Source organism: Ochrobactrum sp. CGA5, from assembly GCF_006345815.1.
In the GTDB taxonomy this organism is placed as follows: Bacteria; Pseudomonadota; Alphaproteobacteria; order Rhizobiales; family Rhizobiaceae; genus Brucella.
In genome coordinates this window covers 114,856-140,226 of the sequence record NZ_VCIG01000004.1, presented here as the reverse complement: position 1 = coordinate 140,226, position 25,371 = coordinate 114,856, and the positions used below count along the sequence as shown (strand labels likewise).

The window sequence follows — 25,371 nt, the reverse complement described above, 5'->3', positions numbered from 1 at the left end:
AATTCAATCGGGTACGAACTGGACCTTCATCGTGGCTGGATCGCCACTGTGCTTGGTGAAGAACGGGAGAATTTCACTGAGCGGCAACCGGTGCGAAACGAGGCGTGCCATCGAGCCTCCATTTGCGCCGGAAAAGTCCTGTTTCAATATGTCCAATGCCTGCGGAATGTTATGGTTCAAAGAATGCGAACCGGCGATCCTGATCTGGCGGCGGAAAATCTCGAACGGCGCAACCGCAATCCGGGCGTCGGGCGCGCAAACGCCGAAGACCAGAACGGTTCCGCCATCGGCGGTGAAACCGACCATGCTTTCCACCACCCCCGCCATGCCGGTGGCGTCAGCGACAAAATCGAAGCTGCGCTGGCGCTTGTCCAACGCTTGCGAGCCGGGCGCGACCGGCTCAAGCCCAAGGCTTTCAACAAAGGCCAGCCGGTACTCGTTGATATCGGCGACTGCCACCTGCGGCACGCCCTGCGCTTTCAGCGACAAAGCCAGCAACAGGCCGATGGGTCCTGCCCCGAACACCAGCGCATCTTCAACGCCGCGCGGGCCGGCTTTCAACTGCGCCGCGCCAAGCCCGTTCAGTACGCAGGCGAGCGGTTCCGCAAGCGCTGCTACGTCAAAGCGGAGATCGCCGATCGAGTAGAGATGACTGGCATTGACTAGGCTCATGCCTGCAAAGCCGCCATTATGCGTGACGCCATAGGCTTTCAGATCGGAACAGAGATTGGTCAATCCCTTGAGGCATGCGCGGCAGTTTCCGCATGGGATGTTCGGATCGACAGCAACACGGTCGCCCGGCTTTACAGTCGTCACATCTTCGGCAATCGCAACCACGGTACCCGCATATTCATGCCCCGGCACCAGCGGGAATGCGCTGGAACCATAGCGACCATGCAGCACATCAATGTCAGTGTGGCAGAGACCTGCTGCCCCAACCTCGATAAGGGCATGCCCCGGCTGCAATGCCGGTTCTGGCAGATCGGCCAGACCTGCTTTGCCATGGCCCGTAAAACAGATCGCTTTCATTGCACTTTACGCCATCCAGTTGCCGCCATCGACGCCAAAGGTCTGGGCAAGAATATAGTCGCTATCAGATGTGGCAAGGAAAACGGCCATGCCGGTAATATCCTCCGGCCTAGCGAAGCGACCTATCGGCACGGACTTCGCCACGGCAGCTTTTTTCTCGCCGGGCTTCAAGCCTTCCCATTTTGCGAAATTCGCATCCACCACGTCCCAATGTTCACCGTCGACCACGCCCGGTGCAATTGCGTTGACATTGATACCATGCTTGATAAGCGCGAGAGCTGCCGACTGGCTGGCGGAAATGATAGCAGCCTTAGATGCGCAATAGAGCGTCACCAACGCCTCGCCGCGACGCCCCGCCTGGCTCGCCATATTGATGATCTTGCCGCCGCGCCCGCGCTTGATCATCACATTCGACACCGCCTTCATCATGAAAAGCGGCCCCTTTAGATTGATGCCAAGCACACGCTCATAACTATCCTCGGTCAGTTCGTTTATAGGAGCCATATCGAAAATCGCGGCATTATTGACAAGAATATCGATGCCTCCATATTCCGTATCAATCTCCGCAACGACCCTGTCAATCTGACCAATGTCAGTCACATCAAGTTTTACCGCCTTAACCGATAGGCCTATGCCGCGTGCGGCCACTTCTGCCCGCTCAATATTAATATCGGCAATAATAACCTTCGCACCCTCGCGCGCATATGCCTCAGCAAAGCCAAGTCCGATACCGCGCGCAGCACCAGTGATGAGGGCCACCTTGTCTTTCAGTCTCATGGGGATACTCCGGGATTTTGCAGCCAACAGTCACAGGTGCGTTTTCTTTTCCGTCAGCAATAATGGATGCCGTTCAAAGCGCTCCAAAGCCTTGCCGTCGGGTGTAAACAAATGCGCGTCAGTCGGATCAAAACCCAGCTTAGCTGCTTCGTGTGCACGCGCAGCGCTTCCGCCGCCCGCCTCCGCCACAATCAGTCCGGTTGCACTTTCATTTTGCACATAGAGATAGGTCTCACCGCCCAAGCGCTCGACGACCATGATCTCGCCATCGAGGATACCATCGGCTGCAGGATGAAGATGTTCCGGACGAATGCCCAGAACCAGCGGCGCCCCAGCAGTTACGCTCTCGCTTTTGACAAGCGCTTTGACGGAACGGCCATTTGCAAGCTGCACCGTCACCCCATCGGCCTCAATGGCACCGGCTTTGACCTCGATAAAATTCATGGTCGGTGATCCAATAAACCCAGCCACAAAACGGTTTACCGGATGGTGATAAAGCTCCAGCGGCGATCCCACCTGCTCCACCTTCCCGTCGCGGAGAACCACGATCTTGTGTGCAAGCGTCATCGCTTCCACCTGATCATGCGTGACGTAAATCATTGTCGCATTGAGCCGGTCGTGCAGACGAGCCAATTCGATACGCATCTGCACGCGTAGAGCAGCATCGAGATTGGAAAGCGGCTCATCGAACAGGAAAATCTTCGGTTCGCGTACCATTGCGCGTCCAATGGCAACGCGCTGACGCTGACCGCCGGAAAGCTGTTTAGGCTTCCGGCCAAGCAACTGGTCAAGCTGCAGCGTTTTGGCAACCTCTTCCACCTTGCGATCACGCTCCGTTTTTGCAACGCCAGCGAGTTTCAGCGCGAAACCCATGTTGTCGCGCACATTCATATGCGGATAGAGCGCATAGGTTTGGAAAACCATGGCAAGGCCACGCTCATCAGGCGGCGTGTCGTTGATACGTTCACCGTCGATCGTGAGATCACCGCTGGTAATTTCCTCTAGCCCTGCAATCATGCGCAGAAGCGTTGACTTGCCCGAACCGGATGGCCCAACGAAAACTACAAACTCGCGGTCTGCAATGTCTAGATCAACGCCTTTGATGACATCAATATTACCGAAGGACTTGGTGGCGCTTTTCAGTGATAATGTAGCCATTTCGTTCCCTTTATTTCACTGCGCCGAAGGTGAGACCGCGCACAAGCTGGCGCTGCGTGACCCATCCAAAGACAAGAATTGGAGCGATGGCCAGCGTAGAAGCCGCGGAGAGCTTTGCCCAAAACAGCCCTTCCGGTGACGAGAAGGACGCTATAAAGGCGGTAAGCGGGCCTGCTTGCGAAGCCGTCAGATTGAGACTCCAAAAAGCTTCGTTCCAACACAGAATGATCGAAAGAAGCGCGGTGGACGCGATACCTGGAAGGCTCAGCGGCAAAAGCAGATAGCGTATCTGCTGACCGACTTTCGCACCGTCCATACGGCTTGCTTCGAGGATTTCTCCGGGCACTTCCTTAAAGAAGGAATAGAGCATCCAGACCACAATCGGCAGATTGGACAGCGTGAAGATGATGATGAGGCCCGTGCGCGTATCAAGAAGCCCAGTATCACGTGCCAGCAGATAAATCGGCACCAGAACGCCGACTGCGGGTAGCATCTTGGTGGACAGCATCCATAGAAGAAGGTCTTTGGTGCGTTTACCGGGAAAGAAGGCCGCTGCATAAGCCGCAGGCACAGCGATAATGAGCGAAAGAATGGTCGCCCCCAGACTTTCAATGATACTGTTCATGGCATAGCGGAAATAATCAGCACGCTGATTGACCGCGACAAAGTTCTCCAGCGTCGGCTCGAAGAACAGTTTTGGCGGAGCCACCGCATCGATTTCCGTCTTGAATGCAGCAAGCAACATCCACAGGATCGGAAAGAACATCAGTAGTGCCACCACCCATCCAACGATCCCGGCCGAGACGGCAGCCTTGTTGAACTTGCATTTTGCAGCCATCGGTCTGGCCCTCCTAATTATCCAGATTTCGTGCAACAGTCCGGATCAGGAATGCGGCAACGATGTTGGCAAGGATGATGGCGATAACGCCAGCTGCGGAAGCACCACCTATATCCCATTGCAGGAGCGCTTTCAGATAGATGAAATAGGTCAGCGTGGTCGTGGCAATACCCGGCCCACCCGAGGTGGTTACAAGAATTTCGGCAAAAACCGACAGAAGAAAAATCGTCTCGATCATAATGACGACCGAGATCGGGCGAAGCAGATGCGGAAGCACGATATAATAGAACATTACAGGGCCTTTGGCCCCGTCGAGGCGCGCCGCCTCCATCTGTTCCCGATCAAGAGACTGCATTGCCGTCATGAGGATCAGTGTCGCAAATGGTACCCATTGCCAGGACACGATCATGATGACGGAAACCAAAGGGAATTGTGAAAACCAGTCAACGACCGGCAATCCAAAACTGCGTGAAATGAAAGCGAATAGCCCATTCACCGGGTGCATCAGCAGATTTTTCCAGATCAACGCCGAAACTGTCGGCATAACGAAGAAAGGCGCAATGACAAGAAGCCGCGCGATGTTCTTGCCCCAGAAATCCTGATCGAAGATAACTGCGAAAAGCACACCCAAAACTATCGATATCACCAAAACTGATACAACAAGTATCAGTGTCTTGGCGATTGCCGACCATAAGGTGGGATCGGATAGAAGGAAGGAATAGTTCGAGAAACCGGCAAAGCCAGTAATGAATGGGTTGATAAGATTGTAATACTGAAACGAGAACCACAAGGTCATCGCCAGTGGAATGATCATCCAGAGCAAAAGCAGAATGACTGCTGGAGCGAGCAGCGGACCGGTGCGGACACTGCGACGCGACTTGGCTGCAAAGCGTGATTTTGTGCCTGCGGCCAACGCATGATTTGCTGGCATTCGGATCTACCCTCCCCTTCCCGTTTCGGGTTCGCTGCGACGAACCTCTACGAAAATCGGGCCTGCCACCCTCCTCCTACTGAAGGTGGCAGGCCTTTATTCATGGTTACTTGATATAACCCGCTTGCGTCATGATCTGCTCAACCTGACGCTGCGCCCCATCAAGCGCCGCATCGACGCTCTGCTGGCCGGCGACAGCCGATGAGATAGCCTGCCCAACCAACGTACCTATGGCCTGGAATTCTGGAATGGCCACAAACTGGATGCCGGTATAAGGAACCGGGTCCTTGGTTGGTTTTGTCGGATCTGCAGATTCGATCGCTTTCAGCACCGTATCGGCGAAGGGAGCGGCCTTCTTGTATTCCTCATTGGAGTAGGTGGACTGGCGTGTGCCCGGAGGAACCGCGACCCAACCTTCGGACTTACCGACCAGCTCAATATATTCTTTTGAGGTCGCCCATTTCAGGAACGACTTCGCGGCTTCCGCCTTCTTGCTTGATGCCGGAATTGCCAGGTTCCAGGACCACGCCCATGACGAACCGTTCGGCGTGACCTCAACCGGGGCTTTGGTAAAGGCAACCTTGTCGGCAACCTGGCTCTGCTTCGGATCATAGATACGTCCAGCCGCCGACGTGGCGTCAATCCACATGGCGCAATGACCGGTCGAGAACAGGGCCTGATTTTCGTTGAAGCCGTTTGACGTAATTCCGGGAGGGCCAGCTTCCTTCATCAGATCGACGTAGAAGTTGATCGCCTTCTTCCACTCGTCCGAATTGATCTGAGGCTTCCAGTTTTCATCGAACCATCTGCCCCCGAAAGTATTGACCAGTGTGCCGAGGTAAGCCATGTTTTCGCCCCAGCCTGGCTTTCCACGCAGACAGAGACCATATTGCTCTTTCGATTTGTCTGTGAGCTTTGTCGCGAAATCCTTGATTTCCGCGTAGGTCGGGGCATCAGGCATCTTGAGGCCCGCCGCATCGAACAAGTCCTTGCGATAAAGCGTAAACGAGCTTTCGGCATAGAATGGCACGGCGTAGAGCTTGCCATCGACCGTCAGACCGGCACGAACTGGCTTGATGAGATCGTCATAGCCGTAATCATCGCCAAGATCATCGACCGACAGAAGCCAGCCAGCCTTGCCCCAGATCGGCGTCTCGTACCCGCCGATGGTAAGGATATCAAACTGGCCACTCTTCGTGGCAATATCGGTCGTAACGCGCTGACGCAATACGTTTTCTTCAAGTACGACCCAGTTGATTTTATTACCGGTGGCTTTTTCCCACTCCGGCGACAGTTTCTGCATGATGATCATATCACCATTATTGACCGTCGCGATGGTGAGCTCTTCGGCCCACGCAGCCCCGGCCATAGCTGCAACACCTGCAGCAGACGCAATAAGCCCTGCAACATAAGACTTGGTCCGCATTTCGTCTCCTCCTTTACGAATGCATAGCAAAATTCTTACATATGTAAAATTTATGGCGCGAGCGTCCGTAGCTTGTCAAGGACGGTTTTCAATTTTGCATTGCGAGGAGAAACGACCGCTGTTGTAAACAGTTCTGAGGGCTGGAATCGCAGACATTTCCACCTGCCAAATTCACGCACCGATGTTTTAGCATATATGTATATTCACCGCATCATTCTCTGCGAACACATTTGTCTGCTTGACGTTTTGCCCCGCCTTTGACAGTTTGACTGAACTTCGCCTGGAGAAAAGCAAAGGCGAGCGGAGTTGGAGGAACATCCTGAAATCGTTGAAGAAGCGGCAACCGGGGCCAGATTTTGTCCTGAGAAATCAGCACATTCCAGTTTATGCGGCGGCTTCGCAAAAAACAGCATCGTCGTGTGCATCCAGCCCGCGACAACTGACGAACAGGACGTAAGACGTGCGCAAGACAATACGCACCATGGAAGATTTTTCAGCGTTTGTTGGGCTTTCCCGCCCAACTGTTTCCAAATATTTCAGCGATCCGTCATCCGTCCGTCCCAAGACCCGGGAACTCATCGAAGCAGCGATAAAGCAATCCGGCTTTCGCCCCAATCTTTTCGCAGTGAATCTCAATCGACGTCGCACGACAATTCTGGGTGTAATTATCCCTAACCAGCTTGATCACTTCTATATGGCGATGACGAAACGATTGCAGTCGCTCGCAGAGCAACGCGGTTATCTTGCGATTGTTCTGTCATCCGATGGCAAACCTGAACTGGAAAAACAAGCGATTGAAACGCTGCGCTCACTCAATGTCGCAGGCGCTATCATCGCACCGCTTGGTGAAGAATCGCAACATTCGACACTGGCGCGCCTCGCCGAAGACGTTCCGATTGTCTATGTCGACTCTCCGCTCGACGGCACCTCGCCCTTCGTCGGCACCGACAACCTCAAATCCTTTCATCTAATCGTCGATTATCTGTGCCGTTCGGGCAGTGAACCCTGTTATTTTTCAATGCCTATGGTCAATAACAACGCAATCAAACGGCAAGAAGCCTATCGACAGGCGATGGAAAAGCTGGGCTATGAGCCGCGCATCATTGACCTCGAACACAGTCGGAGCTGGGATTTCGAACGTTATGCCTTCGAGCAAACCGCGCGAATTCTACGGGAAAAAGGCCGCCTTCCAACAAGCACTGTTCTATGTTCGAACGACCGCATCGCCTTTGGCGTTACCAGTGCGCTCTGGCAGGCTGGCCTTAAAATTGGCAGGCTCAAGGAGTGCGACGTTCGCGTTGCTGGCCACGACAACAACCCGCTATCAGAATATACGTGTCCACCACTCACCACAGTCGCTCAGGATTACAATGAAATCGGGCGGCTTGCGATTGAGCTTTTGTTTCGAACATTGGGCGAAGCAACGGATAATCGAATGGAACTGCCGGAAACTCAGCGCATTCTGCTCAATGCCGAAATCAAACTGCGCATGAGTGCTTGAAAATGGCGGGTTACCCCGCCATTTTATTTTCGTTCCTTAGTTCAAACCGAGCGTGCCGCGCAACGTGGAAAGATCCTCGGCAAGCGCGGTCACAGGACCGGCAAGCGCCTTGCGATCATCATCCGACAGCTTGTCATAGGATTCGTACCCATCACCCTTCTTGTACTTCGCGAGAATGCCGTCAACGGTCTCAAAGTTGGCTTCCACCTTCTTCATGAGATCAGGATTCTCCTTTTCTAGCAAAGGCTTGAAGAGCTCTACGATCTTCTGGGCGCCGTCGACATTAGCCTTGAAGTCCCAAAGATCGGTGTGGCTGTAACGATCTTCCTCACCGGAAATCTTGGTCGCAGCTACTTCTTCCAGCAAGGCAGCGGCACCACCGACGACCTTTTCCGGTGGAACGGTGAGGTCTTTTACACGCTTCTGGAGCTCCAACACGTCAACGTAGAGCTTGTCGGCAACCTGAGCGAGCCCTTCGGTCGAGTTTTGCGCAAACAGGCCATATTCGATGCGATGAAACCCGGTGAAGTCTTCCGACTTCTCACCGTCTTCATGGTCGTCGGCGCGGCTGTCGATCGAGGCGTCAAGATCTGCAAAAAGCTCGGCAATCGGTTCAATCTTTTCGTAGGAAACGCGCGATGAAGGATATAGCTCCTTTGCCTTTTCCAGATCGCCTGCCTTGACCGCATCGGTGAAGGCCTTGGTATCCTTTACCAGAACGTCAAGGTTTTCCTGCACATAGACTTTGTAGTCAGCAATCGGCTGAACGAGGTCCAGCGGTGAAACTTCGGCTTTGGCTGCGCCAAAGCCGAGTGTGAAAGCGACGGCACATGCCGATGCGAGCAATGGCAGACGATACTTCATATTTAGCCTCTCCAGATAAAGCGCATTACGAGAAATACGCGTTAGATCAAAACTTGAGATGCGGCCCTCACCCACGGGCATTTTGCGGACCGCTTGCCTCCAAAAGTGCGCGCGCGTAGTAGTCCTTTTGATCCTGAACACCTGGCAGCGCGAAGAAATATCCGCCCCCAATCGGTTTCAGGTATTCCTCCAACGGCTCGCCGTTGAGCCGGTTCTGAACCGTGATAAAGCCCTTCTCCAAATCGGCCTGGTAGGCGATGAAGAGCAGGCCCATATCAAGCTGCCCTGATTTACTGACACCATTTGAATAGTTGAATGGTCGACGCAGAATGAGGTGCTGCTCGGAATTGGCATCGCGCGGATTTGCCAAGCGGATATGCGAGTCGAGCGGCGTCACCTTACCATCCGCATCTTTCGCGTAATTCGGAACATCTGCTTCGGTCTTACCGTCAAACGGCGCACCGCTATCCTTGCGGCGTCCAAAAATCGCTTCCTGCTCCTGAAGCGGCGTCCGGTCCCAGCGTTCGACAAAATTGCGAATAATGCGTACAGCCATGTAGCTGCCATTGGTCGCCCACTCTGGCTCTCCGTTTTGCTTCTGAACCCAGACAATACGGTTCATCAGTGCGTCATCCGTGGAATCCGGATTGGCAGACCCATCGCGGAAACCGAGGAAGTTCCGCGCGCTTTCTTTTGCTCGGGGCGAATGCGGCGGCTGCACTGGAACCGTGCCTTCCTGTTTCCACCGAACCATCAGAAGATCAGGCATGTTCTTCATGATGTCGCGAAGCGCGTGGATATTCGTGTCAGGCGTATTGGAACAGAACTGAATCACAATATCGCCGTGACACAAATCCTTCTGCAAGGCATCGTTGGGAAAGCCTGTCATGCGTTGGAGCAATCTTGGTTTCAAGGGCTTCAGACCGAAACGGTCATCAAACAACGAGGAACCAAGCGCGACCGTAATCGTAAGATTATCCGGCGTAACGACCGGTCCGAGAATGCCTGAATCCGCTGGTGGGAACTTCGCGTCGAGCTCCGGTGGCTCCCCACCCTTCATCAAGAACTCGGTTCGCTCAGTCAGCAGCTTGAACATGCGGTCCAGTGCATTGCGATCACGTGCCAGCACATCAAAGGAAGCAACAAGACCGGCAGCGGGTCGCGGCGTAACGATACCCGGCTGGTGCCTCCCGAAAAAAGGCTGGCTTTCGTGAAGCTTTTCGCTTTCCGGCGCATTGGTCACGCTTTCCGAAGAAAGAGCATGGGCCGTCTGCGGGGCAAGCACGCCTGCCACAGCTCCGGCAACCCCGGTTGCACCTGCCCCAAGGAGCAGTGCGCGGCGGCCGGCGGAAACAGGTTCTTCGGTGGCAATCTTATCAGTTTTAAAAAATTTTCTGGTCATCAATCTACCCCAAGCTGATCGCGGAGTTTCGTAAACTGTGCGGCAAGTTGAGCCGCAGCTTCCCTAATTTTCGCCTGTTCATCAGGCGACAGAGCATTATACGCCTTGTAGCCATTGCCTTCAGCACCTGCACCAAGCAGCGCCTTAATTGAAGCCGCATCCTTGTCGATGCTTTCAAAGGCCTTCGGATAAACCTTTACAACAATGGGGCGTAGGACATCGGCAGTCTTGCCTGAGCCTTCGAGAAGACCAGACAAAGCCTGCAGATCAGTGTGCGCATAACGGTCTTCATCAGCATCCGGTGCAGTCGAAGCAAAACGGTTCAATGCCGAAGCAGTGCCCGCCATCATGCGATCGGGAGAGATGCGAAGCCCGCGAATGCGCTCTTTCAATGCAGTGGCATCCTGCTCAAGCTTGCCAACGATAAGCGCCAATCCATCAACGGACTTTTGCTCGAAGAGAGCATATTCGATACGATGCAAACCACCGAACGCGGGGTCTTGCTCACGCTTTTCAAAATAATCCGCGCGCGCATTGATAGCTGTATCAAGATCGGAGAACGCTTCCGAAACGGGAGCAATACGCGCATAGGCTTCGCGCGCTGGGCCGTAGGTCGCTTGTGCGGCCTCAAGATTTCCGCTCGCGATTGCTGTGGAAAGCGCTGCAACAGCCTTTTGGAATCCGGCAACCTCAGTCGAAAGATAAATCTGATATTCGGCCAATGCACCAATGAAAGCTGTAAGCGGAAGTTTGCCCTTTTCCGCTTCGCTGGCGGCGGTCGCAGTCACGATCAGCTTGCCACGCGGATTAGAAAGGAGCCCGCATGTAATCTGGTATTCACCGGGCGTCAGCTTTGCGGCGATCGTCTGCCTGAAGCCAGGTGCAATATTCTCGCGTTCTTCAACAACCATCACGCCGTCAAGTATTTCCCATTCGACCGTACGGTCGGATTTATTGACAATTTCGAATACCGAGCGTCCAGCCGGAACAGTCAGTTCATTCGGCTCGCAACTTTTTGCGTTGATCGCGACCTGTATTTTGTCACCTGCTTCTGAATGGCGAGCTTTGTCCGACACGCGGGATGCATAATAAAATGCAGCACCGGCAGCGAGCAAAAGCAGCACGGCAAATACCAACCCAAAGCGGACCAGATTGCGTGATATGGGTTCAGCGGGCTTCGGATTCGTCATTATTGAAATCTCTTTTACTGTGCGCTTGTTTTGGCATGGCTCGCCGTTACCGGTGTACTTGTCGGCATCAGGAACAGAATGAGCGCTGGAACAAGGAAAGCTACATAGGCAACCACTTCACTGACGGTGGGCGTTGCGATGTAACCGAAAACACCCGCGAGAACCGAGCCAAGAGTGCTATCCAGTGGCAGAACATCACTCATATCGAAGACGACCGCTTGGAAATGATTCCAGATGCCAGCTTCGTGCAGCGCCATGACAGAATTGGCGAGAATGCCCGCCGCGATAATCAGAATGAAAACGCCGGTCCAGCGGAAGAAACGGCGAAGGTTCAACTTCAGGCCACCTTTAAAGATGCCATAGCCAACTGCTGCGGCCAGCAACACGCCAAGAAGCGCACCAAGCGGTGCCGCTACCCCTTCGCTCTGTTGGAAAGCAGCCAGTAGAAAGAAGACAGATTCAAGCCCCTCGCGCGCGACAGCAAAGAAAACCATCAAAATGAGGCCGAAGCCTTTGTGTGTCGGTGTCTGAAAGGCTGCATCAATGGATTGGTGCAGTTCCGATTTAATAGAGCGCGCAGCTTTGCGCATCCAGAACACCATCGACGTCAAGACGAAAACGGCAATGAGACCAATAATGGCTTCGAAAAGTTCCTGCGCTTTTTGCGGGAATTCTGCGCTCAAAAGCTGCAGGATAGCGCCAACAGTGAGCGACATGGCCAGAGCAAGCAGAATGCCGATCCATACTACCGGCATCCATGCGCTGCGCCCGGTCTGGTGAAGGTAACTGGCTATGATGCCGACGATCAGCGCAGCTTCTACGCCTTCGCGGAACATGATAAGAAAAGGTACGAGCATTCCGACTATCCCAAAGACAGAGAAATCGGCCCTTCCCTCGGTCGCTTCTCTTCAAACCCGGCATGAAGCCTTCGTCATTTGGTCATCTTTTATATCCGCAGAGCCAGCGCTGCAAGTTAAATGAAGTTGACAAACATAGGAATGTTTTAGAATTATTCTAATTATTTCAGAAGCTTATAGCCCCGTTTGTTCGCGATGTGTGATAGTATGCCAAGTTTTTAGATGATCGCATAAGTCTTTGAAAATGCACCAACGCCGTGATCGGAGCATTATAGTACAGGCCAGCCTTGTTGATGCTTCACGCAACGGGAGAAATAAAGTGAGGCGATCATCTGTATAAAAATCGCGCCAATTTCGATATGGAACAATCACTATGAATGTGCGCCTTGGCACATCATCGACGAGAATGCCGCGCTTAAGCGCTCCACCAAGAGAATGAATTAAGAGAAAACCCAAAGCCCGGTCCTAAGCAGATACAGCCGGAAGTCCATTAAATCTCTCACCCGCAGCAATGCTGGCAGGGTCCGAAGACATCCTGGCCTGCAGAGAGTGCGAGTACATCCCAAAAACTTAGCGAGCAAACTTATGAGTCGGGACCAATTTGCCTTTGGTAATGGAGGATCGTTTCGATCTGGGTCATGCTGAAGCCGCCGCAGGATACAAATCCTGACCAACTAGCCCGAATATACAACCGAAATCCAAAAAAATTCAGAATTTTCCGAAATGGTCAAAAATTTCGTGTTTCAGGGGTTGAAGATCGGAGCAAGGTGATACATATCACAGTCACTTACCGCTGTGCCTCCTCCCATTGCGCGCGGTAAGTGTTCCCCTCTGGAGGTTTGCCCAATGTGGCACCTTCAAAACTTAGCCGGACTTCCCAGTCCGGCTCTTTTTTTGCCCAGATTTCAGGCAACGTCTCTTTTAAAGAAAGGCGTGCAACACGCTGTTTTAAAAGCTCTATTTTACTAAACCTTTGCGTTCAGAGCTCGTCTTTTTTGCGTGTTAACTCATTTTCGGTTAATCAGAGAAATTCGGGCGGCGCCATATGAAAAAGCGCCGCGTTGCGGCGGCGCTTTCCATTGCTTGAACTACATTTTATCTCAGCCATAGACCGCTACTGGCGGGCAAGAACAGATGAGATTTCTGTCGCCACCCACATTGTCAACGCGACTGACCGGAGGCCAATATTTAGCCGTCGTGTCAAAGTCACCACTCAGCGCACTTCCCGGGAACACAGCTTCCTCACGCGTGTAAGGATGCGTCCATTCCGTTACCAACGTATCGCCTGCCGTGTGCGGTGCATTGGCAAGCGGATTGTCATCCTTTGGCCAGACCCCATCGGCAACCTTCTTCGCTTCTCCTGCAATGGCAATCATCGCATCGCAAAGACGGTCAATTTCCGACTTCGGCTCAGACTCTGTCGGCTCGATCATCAGCGTTCCCGCAACTGGCCAGGACATGGTTGGCGCATGGAAACCATAGTCGATGAGACGCTTGGCCACATCTTCCACGGTCACGCCTGCGCTGTCTTTAAGCACACGCGTGTCAACGATACACTCATGCGCCACACGATCATGCGCGCCGGTATAAAGGATCGGATAGGCATCCTTCAGACGATGTGCAATATAGTTGGCGTTGAGTATCGCAGCCTCAGTCGCCTTCTTCAGACCTGCGCCGCCCATCATGCGGATATACATCCACGTGATGACCAGAATGGATGCGCTGCCAAACGGCGCTGCCGAAACCGCGTGCTTTGAGCCGAGGTCAACATGGCCTGGCAGATAAGGCACCAGGTGCTTGGCAACACCAATCGGACCAACACCCGGGCCGCCGCCGCCATGCGGAATGCAGAAGGTCTTGTGCAGGTTCATGTGGCAGACGTCAGCACCAATATCGCAAGGACGAGCAAGGCCAACGAGCGCATTGAGGTTGGCGCCATCGAAATAGACCTGACCGCCATTGTCATGGATGATTTCGCAGAACGCCTTGATACCTTCTTCGAACACGCCATAAGTCGAAGGATAGGTGATCATAAACGCCGCAAGATTATCGCGATGCTTCTCAGCCTTGGCTTTCAGATCATCAATGTCAATATCACCGTCTGGACGGCAATTGACAACAACAACGCTCATCCCAGCCATCGAAGCACTGGCAGGGTTGGTGCCGTGTGCAGAGGATGGGATCAGGCAGATGTTGCGATGGCCTTCGCCACGTGCCTGATGATAGTGACGAATTGCGAGAAGACCCGCATATTCGCCCTGACTACCAGCATTTGGCTGTAGCGAAACGCCAGCAAAGCCGGTGACTTCACAAAGCCATGCTTCGACGTCAGACGTCATCTTGGCATAGCCTTCGGTCTGTGCCGCAGGAGCAAACGGATGCAGGTTTGCGACCGTATTCCAGCTCACCGGCATCATTTCTGCTGCCGCGTTGAGCTTCATGGTACACGAACCGAGCGGGATCATCGCACGGTCAAGCGCCAGATCCTTGTCTGCCAGACGGCGCAGAAAGCGCATCATCTCGGTTTCCGAACGGTGCGAATGGAACACATCCTGCGTCAGGAAACCTTCACCGCGTCCCTTGGACGGCACGAGCAGACCATCATTGCCGACCGGCTTTGCACCAAACAGAACGGCAAGCGCTGCAAGATCGTCTTCAGTCGAGGTTTCATCAAAAGTCACACCGACTGTATCTGCATCAATGATACGGATCAGACGACCGCCATTATCGGCTTCTGCGGCAATATTTGCGGCTTTGCCCGGAACTTTGATGGTAACGGTGTCGAACAGGCTGTCGCCTGCAATTTCAATGCCAGCGGCCTTGAGGCCTGTTGCAAAGCGCGATGCAAGACCTGCGACACGCGTTGCAATCGCCTGCAAACCAGCAGGACCATGCCAGATGGCAAAACACGCAGCCATGTTGGCAAGCAATGCCTGCGCAGTGCAGATGTTCGACGTGGCCTTGTCACGACGGATGTGCTGTTCGCGGGTCTGGAGCGCTAAACGATAGGCCGCGCGGCCATGCGCATCGACCGACTGGCCGACAATACGCCCCGGAATGATGCGGGTCAGAGGTTCAGACACAGCCATATACGCAGCATGTGGACCACCAAAGCCCATCGGTACGCCAAAGCGTTGCATGGAACCGACAGCCATATCTGCGCCCCACGTTGCAGGGGCTTCCAGAATAGTCAGCGCCAGAGGATCGGCAACGGCGATCACCAGAGCGCCCTTGGCCTTTGCATCAGCGATAACAGCGCTAAAATCACCATAAACGCCACGCGTATCCGGCCAAGGCACAATGACGGCAGCAGTGTTGTCGTCAACCACACTACCGGCTTCAACCTGCCAGCCAAGCGGCTCGGCGCGGGTGTTGATCACATCAACCGTTTGCGGATGCAGTTCGCCCGCAAGCAAGATACGGCTGCGCTTGTCGCGGTGATGCCGAATGGCAACGCCAACTGCTTCAGCCACGGCAGTCGCTTCATCCAGCAGCGATGCACAGGCCACCGGAAGACCGGAAAGCTCGGCAACAAGCGTCTGGAAATGGAACAGCAGCTCCAGGCGACCCTGACTGATTTCTGACTGGTAAGGCGTATAAGCCGTGTACCATGCCGGGTTCTCGAACAGGTTGCGCTGGATGACCGGCGGCGTCAACACGCCGTGATAGCCCGCACCGATGAAGCTCTTCTTCACCACGTTGCGGTCCATAATTTCATTGAGTTCCGCAAGTGCTGCGTGTTCGCTCAAAGCTGCTGGCAGATCGAGCGCGCGGTTGAGCCGGATCGACGCCGGGACGGCCTGCGTGATCAGCGTTTCCATGGAAGGAAGGCCGAGCGCTGCAAGCATTGCGCGCTCGTCTTCCAATCTTGGCCCGATATGACGGGCAACAAAGGGAAGAACAGTTACCGTCATTTGTTTATCCTACAAGTTTGTCGTAACCGGCCTTGTCGAGCAGGCCGGAGAGCTGGCCTTCGTCGGAAAGCTTCAGCTTGAACAACCAGCCTTCGCCTTCTGCAGCCTGATTGATGAGTGCTGGATCGCTCGACACGGCGTCGTTGACTTCAACCACTTCGCCATCAACTGGAGCGTAAACGTCGGAAGCAGCCTTGACGGACTCAACAACGACGATGCCCTCGCCCTTGGAAACGGTGCGACCGACTTCCGGCAGATCAACAAATACGAGGTCGCCGAGCTGTTCCTGTGCGTGGATCGTAATGCCGACAGTGGCAACGCCAGCTTCGACGCTGATCCACTCATGATCTTCGGTGAACAGGATATTGGCCATGGAATTCATCCTTTGCGATAGCGATGTGGTGTGAAGGGAAGTGCTGAAACGTCAACGGGAACCTTATTCCCGCGTACTTCAGCGAAAATGCGGGTGCCCGGGACTGCGAGGCTTGCCTCGACATAGCCCATGGCGACCGGGAAACCGACGGACGGACCAAAGCCGCCCGAAGTGACGGTGCCAATCTGACGGCCGCTCTCGTCAAAAAGATCAACGCCTGCACGCACTGGCTGGCGCCCCTCGGCCTTCAGGCCAACGCGTTTGGCATCAACGCCCTGCTCAAGTCTCGCAAGAACGGCTGGCGCACCGTTGAACGCAGCTTTTTCCCGTACTGACTTGGAAATTGCCCAGGTGAGCCCAGCCGAAACCGGATCGGTCTCCGGCGTGATGTCTTGGCCATGCAGGCAAAGTCCGGCTTCAAGGCGCAAGCTGTCGCGAGCGGCAAGGCCGATCCATGCGACGCGCGCATCGGCGAGGAGTTTCTTCACCAGTTCACGCGCTTCATCGGCAGGCAGGCCAATTTCAAAACCGTCTTCGCCGGTATAGCCTGAGCGGGTCATGAACCAGCCGGCCTTTGGCTCAAAACCGTTCATGAAAGAAAGATCGGAACCAGCAAGTCCCAAATCCTTAATCACGCTATCTGCTTCCGGCCCCTGAATGGCGATGAAAACACGGTCAAGCGGATTGACCTTTACGTCTTTGCCAGCAGCTTCTTCCTGAAGATGCTCAATATCAGCATCAGCATTGCCAGCATTGGCGACAACCATATAGCGATCTTCGCCAAGACGAGTGATGATCAGATCGTCGAGAATGCCGCCCTTTTCGTTGAGGAAGAAAGTGTATTTTGACTGGCCGGTTTTCAGAGCCGACGGATCAAGCGGACAGGTTTCTGTCAGCAATGCGATTGCATCCGCGCCCGCAACTTCAATCAGCTTCATATGTGAAATATCAAAAAGGCCGACATGCTCACGCGTATGAAGGTGCTCCTTCATCACGCCGAGCGGATAGGTGATGGGCATGTTCCAGCCAGCAAAAGCACCAAAGCGCGCGCCAGCTTCTTCATGCAGATCCTGCAAAGGCAGGGTATTCAAATGTGCGGTATCGCCCATAACAACTCCAGAGTCGCACGTGTACCTCCGCAAAATGCGGCTGCTTCGTGCCCCTCTGTCTCAGGCCTGAGAGACTCGCATGGCTATAAAGCCATACTTACACCTTCGGCGCAGGGTTTCCCCTGACTTTCCAGAGTTGCCTTACCTGTCTGCGGTTCATGGTACCTGAGAGATTTCGGGCGATTTCCCCTTCGGTGGCCAACTTGCGTCAGCTCTCTCCCGCAGACAAACAGTGCAAGCTTGTTTTGTTTAAACGCAACACTCTTGCACACGACATGATTGACTTAGCTCAATCCGCTTTAGGAGTCATGCAGAATTGTTGTCTCTAACCGACGATTTCCCGGACTTTTGCGACAAAAATTAAGGAAGACAGAAGGCTCTGACTTATACTTCATTATACATGCTTATTGCGGCATAGAGGAGACGAGCATTTATCGGCAACCGAAGCCGAGGACGCGACCGCTCTGCGGCCCATTCTGTGGACCTATTTTCCGATCGGTTAAATTTTAATGAAGTTTTAACCAGTTAGCTTCCCAAGCGGCCTGAAATCAGCCGATTTGCCTAACAGGGCATCAGATTGTGATCGCATGATGACCAAGCTGCGCAAAAGACGTGCAACTGACAAGCTTTAACGCATTGCAGCTATGCAAATCTGTCTCTCCAATTCGAAATGCTTCGAGCCTATATGCTGTTTGCAACAAAGAGATAAGATTTTACTAGGTGAGAGAAATGAACCTGATCCGCTCGTACAACAACTGGCGCCGTTACCGTAACACCGTAAACGAGCTGAGCCGTCTGAGCCCACGTGAACTGAACGACCTCGGCATCCTGCCTTCGGAAATTCCGTTCGTCGCCCGCAAGGCCGCTGCTCGCTAATAGCGCCGCCGGAAGGCATCCGCCTTCTTCAAGGATCGCGAAACCCCAGAATTGCGCGGTCCTACAGTTTCAAGAATATCACCGGGGGCTTTCTCCTCCTCCCATTCCCTCGGTGATTCAAGACCGGATACCCTCCTCCCAGTCCGGTCTTCCCCATAAAACACCCGCCGCTTCCTCCCGCGGCGGGTGTTTTCGTTTGGAGATTACCGCGCGGCGGCGACCTCGATCTCGACCTTGAATTCCTCGCGCGTGAAACCGGAGACGATCATCAGCGTGGAAGCGGGCGCTGGCTCGGGAAACAGCCTGTCGCGCACGTCCATATATGGCCGCATGTAAGCGCGATCCGTCACGTAGGCGTTGATGCGCACTACATCGGCAAGGTCCATGCCGCCGTCACGCAGGATACGCCGGATATTCTCAAAGCAAAGCTCCGCCTGCGCCCCCGCATCCTGAGGAACATTGCCATCCGGCGCGATACCCAGCTGGCCGGAGCAGAAGATCATTTCCGCGCCAGTCTTTACTTTCACACCATGGCTATAGGCGGCAAAGGGAGCCGCCATATCCTGCGGCAGCAGATGTTTCAAAGCGCTCATCGTATATCCTCAAGTTTTCGGCGCAGCAGCCAACATTTCTTTCAGCCGTGCTGCCCCGGCGGCAATATCAGCCTCAGTCGGATTGATCCCTGCCGCCAGCAGGCGGCGCGCGATCATATGATCCGCTGGGCGATTGATGGAATCGACAGCCACAAGCCTGTCACCGGCGAAATGAAAGATGGAGAACGCATTTTCTTCCGGGTTCCCGGAAAGCACATGCAGATCAGCATCGAAGGATAGGCCTGCGGTCTGCAACTTCATATCGCCCTGATCGGACCAGAACCAGGCTACTTCCCGAAACGGCGATTCGCGTCCGACAATAGTCCGCGCCACATGCTTTGCCTGGTCTGTAGCATTCTGCACCGATTCAAGCCGCACCCGACGGCCGGCGTGAAAATGATCGTAGCTCACGCAATCGCCAATTGCGTAGACATGGCTCGCGGACGTGCACAGATTCTCATCCACTACAATGCCGTTGTCGATTGCAAGCCCGGCCGTTACTGCAAGTTCCACGTTTGGCACCGCGCCCGTACCGATCACAACCATATCCGCCGAGAAGATGGTTCCGTCCGCAGCTTTAACGCCTGTCACGCGGCCATTCTCACCCTCAATCGCCATCACGCCGAGATTGGTCAAAACCGTGATACTGGCGGCGCGGCTGCGCGCTTCCACATGGGCGGAGATATGCGTTGCCACCGAGCGCCCCAGTACGCGAGGCGCAGCCTCGATCAGAACTGTCTTTTTGCCAAGCGCGATTGCGCTATGAGCCATTTCGAGGCCGATGAAGCCGCCGCCGATAATAACCACATTCTCAACATTGGGCATCGCCGCCGCGATACGGCGTGCATCTTCCATCCGGCGCAGCGTGAAAACACCGTCAAGCTCGATACCCGGCACATCGGGAATGCGGGCACGCGCACCGGTCGCGAAGATCAATTCGGACCAACCCAGGGCCTGCCCGTCATCGAGCGTGACCGTCTTGTCTGCAAGAGATACGTCATCGACGCGACGGCCAAACATCATCTCGATATTATTGTCGCGGTAGGCCGACTCTGGACGCAGAACCAATCCTCCACCTTCGGGCGCTTTCAGATAGGACTTGGACAGCGGTGGCTTATGGTAGGGAATATCGGTTTCGTCGTTGATGAGAATGATTTCGCCTGCATAGCCTTCCTGTCGAAGGCTGATCGCGGCCTGCGAGCCAGCATGACCAGCTCCAATGATAATGCATCTATCGTCCATAGGACCTCCAGAAATTTCCGCACATCATAAACCTGTCGCGGCCCGTCACGTGACCAATTAGCCACGGATTCACACCTTAATTGCACGCAATTTGAATATTTAAAACATTTAGTTTGACCGATCGGTCAGATTGTTTAGTAGGATGCGCTAAGTTTGGTTTGACGCGCATCTTGTTCCGAAGGCCGTTTCACACTTTTCGGGATGCGCTCTAACGCCCTTGGCCCGAGCGTGTAGGAGTTGCAATCTTGAAACGATATTGGTCCGATTATACGAGCGAGGCATTCTCCCGCCTTGAGCGTGAAAAGCTCGTGGCAGTTCTGCCCGTTGGCGCAATCGAACAGCACGGGCCTCACCTGCCGCTGGCAGTTGATGCCGCCATTGTCGACGGCATGGTCAAGGAAACGATCGCCCGCTTGCCCGCGACAAGCCACGCGCTTTTCCTGCCGACGCAGGCTATAGGCAAAAGCAACGAGCATAGCCTTTATCCCGGTACGCTGACATTCTCTGCAGAGACAATCATTCGCATGTGGTGTGAGATCGGCGGCTGCGTGGCGGCAAGCGGTGTTCGCAAGATGGCGTTTCTCAACAGTCATGGCGGCCAGATCAGTGTCATGGATATTGTGGCGCGAGAGCTTCGTGTTCGCCACAATATGATGGTCGTGAGCATCAACTGGTTCGGCTTGGGAATGCCGGAAGGGGTCTACAGCGACCACGACGCACAGCACGGCATTCATGCAGGTGACATGGAAACCTCAGTGATGCTGGAAATGCATCCCGATCTGGTTGATATGTCCAAAACACAGGATTTTCGTACCCTTACGGAAATTTTTGCAAGCGACTTCAAGCATCTTTCATTGAGCGGCGGTGCGAAGCCTGCCTGGCAGATTCAAGACATTAATCCCTATGGCGCTGCTGGCGATGCAACGCTCGCAACTGCGGAAAAGGGCCGTGCGACCATCAATTTTGCTGCAGAGCGGTTGGTCGAGGTTCTTGAGGAAATCGAACGAGCACCGCTTTCCTGGCTCGACAATCCACCGGCTTGGTAAGGAAATGAGCGTGGCCCCCAACTCGCAAACTCAACCCTCTCTGATCGAGATAGACGGCGTCTACAAGCAATACGGTACTGGTGTGATGGCCGTGAGCGACATGTCGCTCAAGATTGAGCACGGCCAGTTCGTCAGCTTCCTTGGTCCGTCGGGCTGCGGCAAGAGCACCGCACTGCGCATGATTGCCGGTCTGGAATCGATTTCCGCTGGCGATATTCGCGTTAATGGCCATGCTCCCGGCAAGGGGCCTATAGGCGCTCAGGACATCGGCTTCGTTTTTCAGGAGCCGACTCTGATGCCCTGGGCCAGCGTTTTCGAGAATGTCTATCTGCCGCTGCGCCTTACCGGTATCTCGCGCAAGGGAGCTACCCCGCGTGTTGAAGAAGCTCTTGCACAGGTTGGCTTGTCACGCTTTGCCAAGGCTTTTCCGCGCGAACTCTCAGGCGGCATGAAAATGCGCGTTTCCATCGCCCGCGCGCTGGTTACGCGTCCTCGTCTTCTCTTGATGGATGAACCTTTTGCAGCGCTCGATGAAATGACGCGCTTCAAGCTCAACAATGATGTGCTGCGTCTTTGGCAAGAACACGGCCTGACCGTGATCTTTGTCACCCACAGCGTTTACGAGTCTGTCTATCTGTCGAACCGCGTCATCGTCATGGCGGCGCGACCGGGCCGGGTGGTTGCCGACCTACCGATTATCGGGTCCTATCCCCGCGCTGAGAATTACCGCACGACAGATGCATATGCGAAATATTGCGCCAAGGTTTCCGATGCGCTGACCGCGACGCTTTCCTCTGAAGACATAGATCACTGAGGACATGCAAATGAACCAGATGCAAAACAAACTGCCAGTTCTCAATTCCGAACAGGATCGCCTTGCGCGGCGCGAGCGCACCTTGCGCATCGCCATGCCGACACTGGCAATCATCATCGCACTCGGTTTATGGGAAGGCCTCGTCCGTTACTATCAGGTGCCGCATTACTTGATCCCCGCCCCCTCGCTGGTCGCCGAAACGCTTTTCAAGGATGGTCCATCCCTGATGACTTCCATGTGGTTCACCGTCAAGCTGACGTTGATCTCGCTCGCCTGCGCCATCATTGGCGGCGTTCTGCTTGGAATGATCTTCGCCCTGTCACGTCCGATCGAAATGGCGTTCTTTCCCTTTGCCGTTATCCTTCAGGTCACGCCGGTCATCGCTATTGCACCGCTCATCCTAATCTACGTGCGCGATACGTTTTCGGCTCTGTTGATCTGCGCTTGGATCGTGGCCTTCTTCCCGATCCTTTCCAACACGGTGATTGGATTGCGCAGCGCCGACCACAATTTGCGCGATCTGTTCAAACTCTACCGTGCGTCTCCATGGCAGCGCCTGCGTTACCTGCTGGCACCAAGTGCATTGCCATATTTCATGGCCGCGTTGAAAATCGCTGGCGGCCTGTCACTGATCGGTGCAGTTGTGGCTGAGTTCGTTGCTGGTACGGCAGGTCAGAGCACAGGTCTTGCCTCGCGTATTCTGGAATCGAGCTTTCGCAACGAAATTCCCCGTATGTTTGCGGCACTTTTCCTTGTGTCGCTACTCGGCATCGTAATCTTCCTCATCACAAGCTGGCTTTCGCGCCTTGTCCTCGGGCGCTGGCATGAAAGCGAAATCCGTCGTGAGCGCTAACATGCTGACTGGCGTCGCCATAGCCGGACTTTCCGGACATTACGACATCCAGATCGAAGGTGATCGCATTGCCGCTCTTGTGCCGACACAATCAGTGCGTGGCGGCCTTGTCACCCCGCTCTTTGCGGATATCCATGTTCACCTCGACAAGACGTTCACGATCCAGCGTATTGCAGAAAATGGCAGCGCCAGAGTGAATTGCCTTTTCGACGCTATAGACCTGATGTCAACTGACCGCACGAATTGGAGCGCGGAAGATATCCGTGCCCGCGCGAGCAAAGGTCTTGAGGCTGCGTTTGAACAAGGTGTCGGCGCAATGCGCAGCCACGTTGACTGGACAACACCGGAAATCCCCATTGCGTGGCCCGTTCTGAACGAATTGCGCGAGGAATGGAACGGCCGGATCGACCTTCAGTTGGCGGCACTTGTCCACGGCGATCTCGTGCTGGACGTGGGCTCGCAAATCGCCGCCCATGTCGCGAAAGATGGCGGCGTGTTCGGTGCATTTTTCTATCGCAACGTCGATCTCGAAGCCAAAATCGAAGAGATGTTCCGCCTCGCCGTACGACATGATCTCACGCTCGATTTCCATGTCGATGAGGGTCTGGATTTCGATGCAGACGGGTTTTCGCTTATCGTATCGGCAACCAAACGCCATAGCATGAGTGGTCGCGTATTGTGTGGTCATGCCTGTTCGCTGTCGCTGCGCGAACCGGACGAACTGCAGCGTATCCTTGGCGCTGCCGCAGATGCAGGCACGGCACTCGTTTCGCTGCCCACCACAAATCTCTATCTGCAAGATAGGATCGGCGGAAAGTCTCCGCGCTTACGCGGTGTTGCGCCGCTTAAAGAGGCGCGCGAGGCGGGAATGGATGTCATGCTCGGTTCAGACAATGTCCGCGATGCATTTTACCCTTATGGTGATTATGACCCGCTCGCTGTTCTTCGTCTCGCAGCACCGGTCTGCCATTTAGAACCGCAGGACTGGCTCGACAGTATCACCACTCTGCCCGCCCGCCTTATTGGCAACAAATGCTTGCAGCAGCCACAGGCAGGTGGCGCGGCCAGTTTTGTCTGGCACGACGCAGTAGACCTGAACGATCTCATCAGTCGTCCGCAGTCCCGCCGCACCGTCTGGCGCAATGGCATTGCCCAACCCAACTCAACGGGCCCAATCAACGGGAGAACCACATGAATTCTGCCGCTTCGCAGCGCATTTACGACTGGGCCGCATTCCGCGCCGAAATCGATGGAATCCGCATCTATGACGACCCGAAGCAAGTCGAACTGCGTTCACGCGATTATTTCTGGTACAGCCCGATCCTCACCGAAGATATCGGCCATTATGTCGGCGACCTCGTCGTCATCCCGAAAGATCAGGATGAAGTTCGTCGTGTAGCGGCGGCCGCCGCAAAATTGCGTATTCCTATCACCGTTCGTGGCGGTGGCACAGGCAATTACGGTCAGTGCGTTCCGCTCGAGGGCGGCATCATTCTGGACATGACCAAGATCGACCGTATCGTTTCTATCGAAACCGGCAAGGTTCGCGTTGAAGCCGGTGCTCGCATTTCGCGCCTTGACGATGCCGTACGCGAGACAGGTCAGGAACTGTTGATGTATCCTTCGACCCGCCGCATCGCCACAATTGGCGGCTTTTTCTCAGGCGGTTCAGGCGGCATCGGCTCGCTGCGTCATGGCATGCTGCGTGATGATGGCAATGTCTATTCGGTCAAGGTTTTGACTGTCGAACCGGAACCGAAGATTATTGAATTGACCGGACGTGACATTCATAAAGTCCAGCATGCCTATGGCACCAACGGCATTATTCTGGAATTGGAGATCGGCCTCACCAAGGCAACTGACTGGATACATACTGCAGCGTTGTTCGATAGTTACGAGGCAACGCTCAACTTCTGTCTCAGGGCCCTGGAAGACAATCTTGATTGCTATCTTCTAACCACGGTTGATCGCCGTTTTGCACGCTTTTACACGAAGTTCGGGGATCTGTTCCCATCCGACAAGGATGCGGTTTTTGCCATGATCGCACCGGAAGAAATGGCTCGTTTCGAAGCGCTCGCCAACGAATTTTCCGGCGAGGTTTCCTTCGCCATGACACTGGATGAACTGCATAAAAACGGACTGCAGCCCGCTTATGAATGCGGTTGGAACCACACAACCTTGCAGGCGCTGAAAGCAGAGGAAGGCTGGACCTATCTTCAGGTCGCCTATCCGCGTCCTTTCGATGTCGATGTGGTGACACGCCAGATCGAGCGCTACGGCGAAAAGCAATATATGCATCACGAAATGGCCCGCCTTGAAGGCGAAGTGCAGATTTTTGCGCTTCCGCTTGTCCGCTTTGAAGGCCGTGACGAGATGTACCGCCTGATCAAGGAGTTGGAGAAGGTTGACGGTTGCGACATTTACGATCCCCATGCCTACACCATCGAGGATGGTGGCATGAAGGAAATCGACGATGTCCAGATCGACTTCAAGAAGCTGGCCGACCCATATGGCCTGCTCAATCCGGGCAAAACGCGCGGCTGGACTGCCGACATGGCTTTGAATGATTAAGTAAGGG

Annotated in this window: 22 protein-coding genes and 1 riboswitch; of the genes, 7 read left to right on the top strand and 15 right to left on the bottom strand. The window is 54.4% G+C overall.

Features of this window, described 5'->3' with window-relative positions; genetic code table 11:
- Window positions 1–3 precede the first annotated feature (3 nt).
- The 6 genes from FJQ48_RS04525 to FJQ48_RS04500 form a co-directional block, all read right to left on the bottom strand.
- A complete protein-coding gene (locus FJQ48_RS04525) occupies window positions 4–1,029 on the bottom strand; it encodes a zinc-dependent alcohol dehydrogenase family protein (protein WP_139974012.1) in 1,026 nt (341 codons plus the stop codon).
- 6 nt (window positions 1,030–1,035) lie between these two features.
- Window positions 1,036–1,806: an L-iditol 2-dehydrogenase gene (locus tag FJQ48_RS04520; protein ID WP_139974011.1), complete on the bottom strand. Its 771-nt coding sequence runs from the start codon at window positions 1,804–1,806 to the stop codon at window positions 1,036–1,038.
- Between the two features lie 30 nt (window positions 1,807–1,836).
- Entirely contained in the window at window positions 1,837–2,964 is a 1,128-nt protein-coding gene (gene ugpC, locus FJQ48_RS04515; RefSeq protein ID WP_139974010.1) for a sn-glycerol-3-phosphate ABC transporter ATP-binding protein UgpC, read from the bottom strand.
- 10 nt (window positions 2,965–2,974) lie between these two features.
- On the bottom strand, window positions 2,975–3,802 hold the full coding sequence (locus tag FJQ48_RS04510) for a carbohydrate ABC transporter permease (RefSeq protein ID WP_139974009.1): 828 nt from the start codon (window positions 3,800–3,802) through the stop codon (window positions 2,975–2,977).
- A gap of 13 nt (window positions 3,803–3,815) precedes the next feature.
- Window positions 3,816–4,733, bottom strand: a complete 918-nt coding sequence (locus tag FJQ48_RS04505) for a sugar ABC transporter permease (RefSeq protein ID WP_139974008.1) — start codon at window positions 4,731–4,733, stop codon at window positions 3,816–3,818.
- Window positions 4,734–4,839: 106 nt separating this feature from the next.
- Window positions 4,840–6,159, bottom strand: a complete 1,320-nt coding sequence (locus tag FJQ48_RS04500; RefSeq protein WP_180350121.1) for a sugar ABC transporter substrate-binding protein — start codon at window positions 6,157–6,159, stop codon at window positions 4,840–4,842.
- Between the two features lie 481 nt (window positions 6,160–6,640).
- On the opposite strand from FJQ48_RS04500, the gene FJQ48_RS04495 reads away from it, so the two are divergent.
- Entirely contained in the window at window positions 6,641–7,660 is a 1,020-nt protein-coding gene (locus tag FJQ48_RS04495) for a LacI family DNA-binding transcriptional regulator (RefSeq protein WP_139974066.1), read from the top strand.
- 36 nt (window positions 7,661–7,696) lie between these two features.
- Here FJQ48_RS04495 and efeO (FJQ48_RS04490) read toward each other — a convergent pair whose 3' ends face one another.
- The 7 genes from efeO (FJQ48_RS04490) to gcvT form a co-directional block, all read right to left on the bottom strand.
- Window positions 7,697–8,524, bottom strand: a complete 828-nt coding sequence (gene efeO / locus FJQ48_RS04490) for an iron uptake system protein EfeO (protein ID WP_139974007.1) — start codon at window positions 8,522–8,524, stop codon at window positions 7,697–7,699.
- A 67-nt stretch (window positions 8,525–8,591) separates the two neighbouring features.
- Window positions 8,592–9,926: an iron uptake transporter deferrochelatase/peroxidase subunit gene (efeB, locus tag FJQ48_RS04485; protein WP_139974006.1), complete on the bottom strand. Its 1,335-nt coding sequence runs from the start codon at window positions 9,924–9,926 to the stop codon at window positions 8,592–8,594.
- Entirely contained in the window at window positions 9,926–11,116 is a 1,191-nt protein-coding gene (gene efeO / locus FJQ48_RS04480; RefSeq protein WP_139974005.1) for an iron uptake system protein EfeO, read from the bottom strand. Before efeO (FJQ48_RS04480) ends, efeB begins: the two co-directional genes overlap by 1 nt.
- 14 nt (window positions 11,117–11,130) lie before the next feature.
- Window positions 11,131–11,973 (bottom strand): iron uptake transporter permease EfeU, encoded by an 843-nt coding sequence (efeU, locus tag FJQ48_RS04475; RefSeq protein WP_139974004.1) that lies wholly within the window; start codon window positions 11,971–11,973, stop codon window positions 11,131–11,133.
- Window positions 11,974–13,073: 1,100 nt separating this feature from the next.
- Window positions 13,074–15,887: an aminomethyl-transferring glycine dehydrogenase gene (gene gcvP / locus FJQ48_RS04470; RefSeq protein ID WP_139974003.1), complete on the bottom strand. Its 2,814-nt coding sequence runs from the start codon at window positions 15,885–15,887 to the stop codon at window positions 13,074–13,076.
- Between the two features lie 4 nt (window positions 15,888–15,891).
- Window positions 15,892–16,260: a glycine cleavage system protein GcvH gene (gene gcvH, locus FJQ48_RS04465; protein ID WP_095444272.1), complete on the bottom strand. Its 369-nt coding sequence runs from the start codon at window positions 16,258–16,260 to the stop codon at window positions 15,892–15,894.
- A gap of 5 nt (window positions 16,261–16,265) precedes the next feature.
- Complete coding sequence (gene gcvT / locus FJQ48_RS04460; protein ID WP_139974002.1) at window positions 16,266–17,369, bottom strand: glycine cleavage system aminomethyltransferase GcvT; 1,104 nt, start codon at window positions 17,367–17,369, stop codon at window positions 16,266–16,268.
- 142 nt (window positions 17,370–17,511) lie between these two features.
- Window positions 17,512–17,601, bottom strand: a riboswitch (glycine riboswitch).
- A 497-nt stretch (window positions 17,602–18,098) separates the two neighbouring features.
- On the opposite strand from gcvT, the gene FJQ48_RS04455 reads away from it, so the two are divergent.
- The gene (locus FJQ48_RS04455) at window positions 18,099–18,245 is read left to right on the top strand and encodes a DUF1127 domain-containing protein (RefSeq protein WP_002965914.1); all 147 of its coding nucleotides are present in this window, start codon (window positions 18,099–18,101) and stop codon (window positions 18,243–18,245) included.
- A gap of 203 nt (window positions 18,246–18,448) precedes the next feature.
- On the opposite strand, the gene FJQ48_RS04450 is transcribed toward FJQ48_RS04455, so the two are convergent.
- Window positions 18,449–18,838 carry a RidA family protein gene (locus FJQ48_RS04450; RefSeq protein ID WP_139974001.1) on the bottom strand — a complete coding sequence of 130 codons (390 nt, stop codon included), beginning with the start codon at window positions 18,836–18,838 and terminating at the stop codon, window positions 18,449–18,451.
- Window positions 18,839–18,847: 9 nt separating this feature from the next.
- A complete protein-coding gene (locus FJQ48_RS04445; protein WP_139974000.1) occupies window positions 18,848–20,080 on the bottom strand; it encodes an FAD/NAD(P)-binding oxidoreductase in 1,233 nt (410 codons plus the stop codon).
- A gap of 245 nt (window positions 20,081–20,325) precedes the next feature.
- Between FJQ48_RS04445 and FJQ48_RS04440 the strand changes: the two genes are divergently transcribed.
- The 5 genes from FJQ48_RS04440 to FJQ48_RS04420 are packed head-to-tail and all read left to right on the top strand — an operon-like array spanning window position 20,326 to window position 25,364.
- Window positions 20,326–21,126, top strand: coding sequence for a creatininase family protein (locus FJQ48_RS04440; protein WP_139973999.1), 801 nt, complete (start codon window positions 20,326–20,328; stop codon window positions 21,124–21,126).
- A 4-nt stretch (window positions 21,127–21,130) separates the two neighbouring features.
- Window positions 21,131–21,940, top strand: coding sequence for an ABC transporter ATP-binding protein (locus FJQ48_RS04435; protein ID WP_139973998.1), 810 nt, complete (start codon window positions 21,131–21,133; stop codon window positions 21,938–21,940).
- Window positions 21,941–21,950: 10 nt separating this feature from the next.
- Window positions 21,951–22,793 carry an ABC transporter permease gene (locus tag FJQ48_RS04430; protein ID WP_180350119.1) on the top strand — a complete coding sequence of 281 codons (843 nt, stop codon included), beginning with the start codon at window positions 21,951–21,953 and terminating at the stop codon, window positions 22,791–22,793.
- Entirely contained in the window at window positions 22,765–23,988 is a 1,224-nt protein-coding gene (locus FJQ48_RS04425) for an amidohydrolase family protein (RefSeq protein WP_247870295.1), read from the top strand. The genes FJQ48_RS04430 and FJQ48_RS04425 overlap by 29 nt, the downstream gene beginning before the upstream one ends.
- A complete protein-coding gene (locus FJQ48_RS04420) occupies window positions 23,985–25,364 on the top strand; it encodes an FAD-binding oxidoreductase (protein ID WP_139973997.1) in 1,380 nt (459 codons plus the stop codon). The genes FJQ48_RS04425 and FJQ48_RS04420 overlap by 4 nt, the downstream gene beginning before the upstream one ends.
- Window positions 25,365–25,371 lie beyond the last annotated feature (7 nt).